The sequence below is a fragment of the uncultured Intestinimonas sp. genome, from assembly GCF_944387725.1.
Lineage (GTDB): Bacteria > Bacillota > Clostridia > Oscillospirales > Oscillospiraceae > Intestinimonas.
On record NZ_CALXGA010000095.1, the window covers coordinates 1 to 5,456 of the forward strand.

Consider the following 5,456-nt stretch of genomic DNA (forward strand, 5'->3'; position numbering starts at 1 on the left):
TGGAGCAGGTGACGAGGCTCGAACTCGCTACCTCCACCTTGGCAAGGTGGCGCTCTACCAGATGAGCTACACCTGCGAGAGACAAGCAATATTATACTCAGCCTGTCCCTCTTTGTCAAGAACTATTTTTCTTTTCGCGGCAAATTCCGCTGGGGGGCCGGTTAGGGCTTGTTTGAAACATGGCAACATGCCCAACCGGCGGGTCTTTTGCCCCCTGGACGGCGCAATTTTTCCTTGCAATCCGCCAGGATTCCTGGGTCAAAATTGCTTGCCAGCGGCCCAAAATCCCTCGCTGCCGGACACATCGCCAATTTTCAAACAAGCCCTAGCCCTGGGCCTCCTCCGGGGTAATCTCGCCGCAGACGGGGTAGGCAACGGCGTCCCAGAGATAGCCGGCGGCGGCCATCTGGGCGTCGTCCAGCAGCAGGCCTCCCTCCCAGGCGGGGTCCACATGGCGGTAACCGCTCCCCCAGGCCGTAATGGTCCAGAAGCGGGGTGCGCCCTCCAGGGTTCCCTCCACCACCTGGCACTCCACGCCCATCTGATCGCACAGGGCCTTGTAGGCCAGGGCCATACCCTCGCTGTCGGCGGCGCCCTCCACCAGGGCGTCGTAGGCGGTGGGGCCCTCCCCGGCAAGCTGGGCCCGGCCCCGCAGGGCCCGGAAGAGGGCGGCGGGCAGGTCCTCCGCCTCCGGGTCCAGGGCCCCGGCCAGGTCCAGAACGGCCTCCTCCAGCCGCACCCGCATGGCGGAGAGGGTTTCCGGGTCCCGGGGGTAGGTGAAGAGGACCTCCACCACCCGGCGGCTGCCGCTGTCGGGGTAGAGGTTCACCTGGACCTCCGGCATCCCCAGGGCGGCGGTGGGCAGGTCGTAGTAGGCCTCCCGGACCATGGCCTGGAGGTAGGCCGCGTCCATAGACGCGTCGAAGTAGTTGACCTGGAAGGCGGTCTCGGTGACGAAGGCGTTCAGGGCGTCCACCAGCTCCGCCCGAATGGCCCCGCTGCCGGTGACGGTGGCCACGGCGGCGATCTGCTGGGGGGTGCGGCGGTAGTCGATGGTGATGGCGGCCTCGTAGTAGGTCACCATGCGGACGTAGGCGTGCTGGATGCGGTCCACAGCGTAGGCCCCCAGGGGGTCGTCGTGGCTGACCTCGTCGCAGGCCCGGGTGAGGGCGTCCTCCACGTCGCTCTGCCAGTTCCGCAGGCGGACCACCCCCACCTCCTCTCCGGCCTTCACCTGGGCCAGAATGGCGCTCTGGAGCTCGGAGTAGGTCTCCACCCACACCGCGTCGGAGTCATCCTCCGCCACGCTGACCCGGACATGGGGGGTCACCGACTGGTACTCCCGCTCCAGCATGGCCGAGCAGCCCGTCAGCGCCAGGGCCAGCAGGACCGCCAGACAGGTCCGCCGGGACCTCAATAGCCCAGGTCCTGGCGGACCAGGACCACCTCCATGTCCATGCTGCGGGGCTTTTCCCAGTAGACCACTAGGGCCCGGCAGATGCGCTGGGGGCTCTTGCAGTCGTAGCAGCGGTCTCCCTTGGCGGCGCAGGGGGTCTGGACCCCCAGGCGCTGGGCGTTCTTGGGGGCGGCGATGTTCCGGGCCCGCCAGAGGGCGGCGTCGTAGTCCGGGGCCACCTTGTTCTGTCCGACGATAAAATAGACCTTCTCGTGGCCGAAGAGGCCGGAGGCCACCCGGTTGCCGGCGCCGTCGATGTTGATGAGCTCCCCGGTCTCGGCGGCGCCGTTGACGGAGGAGAGGTACACCTGGGCCCCGGCGGCGGCCTCACTGGTTCCGCCGGTCCAGTGCCAGAGAACCTGGTTGTGCGTTCCCAGCCGCTCCGCCAGGCCCAGCTCCTGGACGGTGACCGAGCCGCCGATGCCGACGGTCTTCTGGTCCAGGGCGGCGTCTAAGTAGGCGGCGGCCTCCTCCGCCGTGTCGAAGCAGGAGACGGCAAAGCCCCGCGCCTCCAAATTCCGTTTGAGCTTTTCCAAGTCTGCCATGTGGAAATCTCCTTCCTTGAAGATAGATTATGTGCGGGCCCGGAAGCCCAGGCCGGCCACCTCGCGGGCGTCGCAGACGATGAGGAAGGCGTCCGAGTCCAGCTCCCGGACCGCCTGCTTGAGGGCGGCAATCTGCCGCTGCTTGAAGGCGCACAGGAGAACCTGGGTCTCCTGGCCGGACCAGGCCCCCCGGCCCTGCAGGAGGGTGACCCCCCGCTCCAGCTCCCGGGTCAGCCGGGCGGAGAGGGCCTGGTGCTTTTGGCTGATGATACAGGCCACCTTGGAGGTGTCCAGGCCGTAGAGGACCAGGTCCATGACCCGGGAGGACACATAGAGGGCCGCCGCCCCGTAGAGGGCGCTGTCCAGGTCCCTGAAGGCGGCCGCCGCTGCGGCCACCACCGCCAGGTCGATGCCCAGCAGCAGCTTTCCCATGGGCAGCCAGGAGAGCCGGAGCTGGAGCAGCCGGGCCAGCAGGTCGGTGCCCCCGGTGGTGGCTCCCTGGAGGAGGATGACCCCCAGGGAGGCCCCCATGAGGACGCCTCCGTAGAGGGCGGCCAGCAGGGGGTCGGCCATGGGCTGGAAGGTGTGGAGGCGGGCCAGCAGGTCGATGGCGGCGGAGGAGAGGAGCATGGCGTACAGGCTGGCCGCCAGGGCCTTTCCCCCCAGGAGCCGCCAGCCCAGGAGGAAGAGGGGGATATTCAGCAGGATGACCACCGCACCCACCGGGGCCTGGGGCAGGAAGCGGTTGACGATCTGGGCCGCGCCGGTGAGCCCGCCGAAGGCGATGTGGTTGGGGGCGAAGCACCAGTTGAAGCCCAGGGCGTACACCGCCGAGGCGGGCAGGATCCAGAGGTAGGACATACACTTGCGGGCTGAGGAAGAGGGCATTTCAGGACCTCCTTTTGTTTGTCCGGCGGGACGCCGGCCCCCCAGGGTGGAGCCCTGAACAGGGGAACCTCCTCAGTCTGCGGCTGACGCCGCAGCCAGCTTCCTTACAGGAGGCTCATCTGCTCCTCCCCCCGGTCCTCCTCCTTGAGGAGGGCCCCCGCCACGGGGAGGCTCCTGGCCCGGTAGCGGGCGGCGTTCCGAATGGGGGTCTCGGACAGGGGGGCCGCCCCCTCCACCTGATACTTGGGCTTGAGGGTCATGACGTTGACCCCCTGGGTGGTCCGGGTGGCCTTGGGGGCCAGAGCGGCGGTCTGGAAAATGAGGCACCGGCCCTCTGTGGACCACACCGCCATCTCCATCTCTTCCCGGAGGAGGAAGGCCCGCACCAGGGGGCTCTTGTCACAGTATGCCCCGGTGAGGCGCTTTCGTTTCGTCTGGGTCTGATAGCTGGAGAGCTCCACCCGGGCCGCCTTGCCGTTGGCAAAGAAGAACAGCAGGCTGCCGCTGTAGTCCTCCGGCACGCAGGCCCACAGGAAGCTCTCCCCCTCGTCGAAGCCCAGCCTGGTGGGGAGATAGTCCCCCAGCACGCTGGCCTTGGCGTCGTCGAAGTCGCTGACCCAGGCCTTGTAGCACTGCTGTTTGTCGGTAAAGACCAGCAGCTCGTCCCGGTTGGCGCCCTCCCACTGGAGATAGGGGCCGTCACCCTCCTTATACTTCTGCTCCGAGGCCATGCGGAGGGACTGGGGGGTGATCTTCTTGAAGTAGCCCTCCTTGGAGAGGAAGAGGTGGACGGGATAGTCGGGCGCCGCCTCGGCCTCCGCCGGGGCCTCCTCCGGAAGCTCGTAGAGAATGGTGGTCCGCCGGGGGACGGCGTACTTCTTCCTGGCGGCGGCGAGCTCCTCCCGGATGACGGCCTTGATCCGGGCCTGGCTGCCCACCAGGTCCTGGAGGTCGGCGATCTCCTTTTCCAGGGCCTCCGTCTCCTGGGTCCGCTTGAGGATATACTCCTTGTTGATGTTGCGCAGCTTGATCTCGGCCACATACTCGGCCTGGACCTGGTCGATGCCAAAGCCGATCATCAGGTTGGGGATGACCTCGGCGTCCTCCTCGGTCTCCCTTATGATCTGGATGGCCCGGTCGATGTCCAGGAGGATTTTCTTCAGGCCCTGGAGGAGGTGAAGCTTCTCCCTCCGGCGCTGGAGGAGGTAGTAGGTCCGCCGCCGGACCGACTCCATGCGCCAGGCCGTCCACTCCTCCAAAATCTGCCGCACCCCCAGCACCTTGGGCATCCCGGCGATGAGGATGTTGAAGTTGCAGGAGAAGGAGTCCCGCAGGGGGGTCATGCGGCAGAGCCGGGCCATGAGCTTGTCCGGGTCGGCGCCCCGCTTGAGATCGATGGTGAGCTTGAGGCCGTTCAGGTCGGTCTCGTCCCGCATGTCGGCGATCTCCTTGACCTTGCCGGACTTCACCAGCTCGGCCACCTTGTCCATGATGGCCTCCACGGTGGTGGAGTAGGGGATTTCATAGACCTCGATGAGGTTTTCCCCCTTGAGATAGCGCCACTTGGCCTGCACCTTAAAGGAGCCCCGGCCGGTTTCGTAGATGGCGGAGAGCTCGGCCGGGTCGTAGAGCAGCTCCCCGCCGGTGGGGAAGTCGGGGGCCTTGAGGAGGGAGAGAAGGTCGCAGTCCGGATCCTTTAGATAGGCGGCGGCGGCGTCACAGACCTCCCCCAGGTTGAAGCCGCACAGGTTGGAGGCCATGCCAACGGCGATGCCCTGGTTGGCGCTGACCAGCACGTTGGGGAAGGTGGTGGGCAGGAGGGTGGGCTCGGTCATGGTGCCGTCGTAGTTGGGCACAAAGTCCACGGCGTCCTGGTCGATGTCCCGGAAGAACTCGGCGCAGATGGCGTCCAGCCGCACCTCGGTGTACCGGGGGGCGGCCCAGGCCATGTCCCGGGAGTAGACCTTGCCGAAGTTGCCCTTGGAGTCCACCAGGGGGTGGAGGAGGGCGCCGTAGCCCCGGGAGAGGCGGACCATGGTGTCGTAGATGGCGGCGTCGCCGTGGGGGTTTAACTTCATGGTGGCCCCCACCACGTTGGCGCTCTTGGTCCGGGGCCCCCCCAGGAGCTTCATCTGGTACATGGTGTAGAGGAGCTTCCGGTGGGAGGGCTTGAAGCCGTCGATCTCCGGGATGGCCCGGGAGACGATGACGCTCATGGCGTAGGGCATGTAGTTGAGCTCCAGGGTCTGGGTGATGGGCTGCTCCAGCACCTCGGCATGGAGGCCCAGGACGTTGGAGTCGTCCACCCGCTTTTTCCCCTCCTGGGGGGATTTTTTCTTGGGCATTGGTATCAGTCCTTTGGGTAAGGATTGTATCGCGTTATTTCGCGTTTCGGTGTGTCTGTATAGGATTTTCTAAGATATAGCGCCGGATTTCTGTTAGATCCGTGTCATTGCGTATCACATGGTCATAATAGCCCCGTTGCCATATGCGTGTTTGAAACGGGGGCAAAACGCCTTGCTTGACCTGTCGGATATAATCGTTGGTGGTTTGTGTTTTATACCATT

General features: G+C 65.8%; 4 protein-coding genes and 1 tRNA gene. All 5 read right to left on the minus strand.

Annotation, left to right across the window (positions count from 1 at the left end; genetic code table 11):
* Positions 1–76, minus strand: a tRNA-Gly gene (locus Q0K09_RS10205).
* Between the two features lie 249 nt (positions 77–325).
* Positions 326–1,417 carry a hypothetical protein gene (locus Q0K09_RS10210; protein ID WP_294475911.1) on the minus strand — a complete coding sequence of 364 codons (1,092 nt, stop codon included), beginning with the start codon at positions 1,415–1,417 and terminating at the stop codon, positions 326–328.
* Complete coding sequence (locus tag Q0K09_RS10215; protein WP_294475913.1) at positions 1,414–2,001, minus strand: lactate utilization protein; 588 nt, start codon at positions 1,999–2,001, stop codon at positions 1,414–1,416. Before Q0K09_RS10215 ends, Q0K09_RS10210 begins: the two co-directional genes overlap by 4 nt.
* A gap of 27 nt (positions 2,002–2,028) precedes the next feature.
* Entirely contained in the window at positions 2,029–2,889 is an 861-nt protein-coding gene (locus Q0K09_RS10220) for a YitT family protein (RefSeq protein WP_294475915.1), read from the minus strand.
* A 104-nt stretch (positions 2,890–2,993) separates the two neighbouring features.
* Positions 2,994–5,234: a DNA gyrase subunit A gene (locus tag Q0K09_RS10225; RefSeq protein WP_294475917.1), complete on the minus strand. Its 2,241-nt coding sequence runs from the start codon at positions 5,232–5,234 to the stop codon at positions 2,994–2,996.
* Positions 5,235–5,456 lie beyond the last annotated feature (222 nt).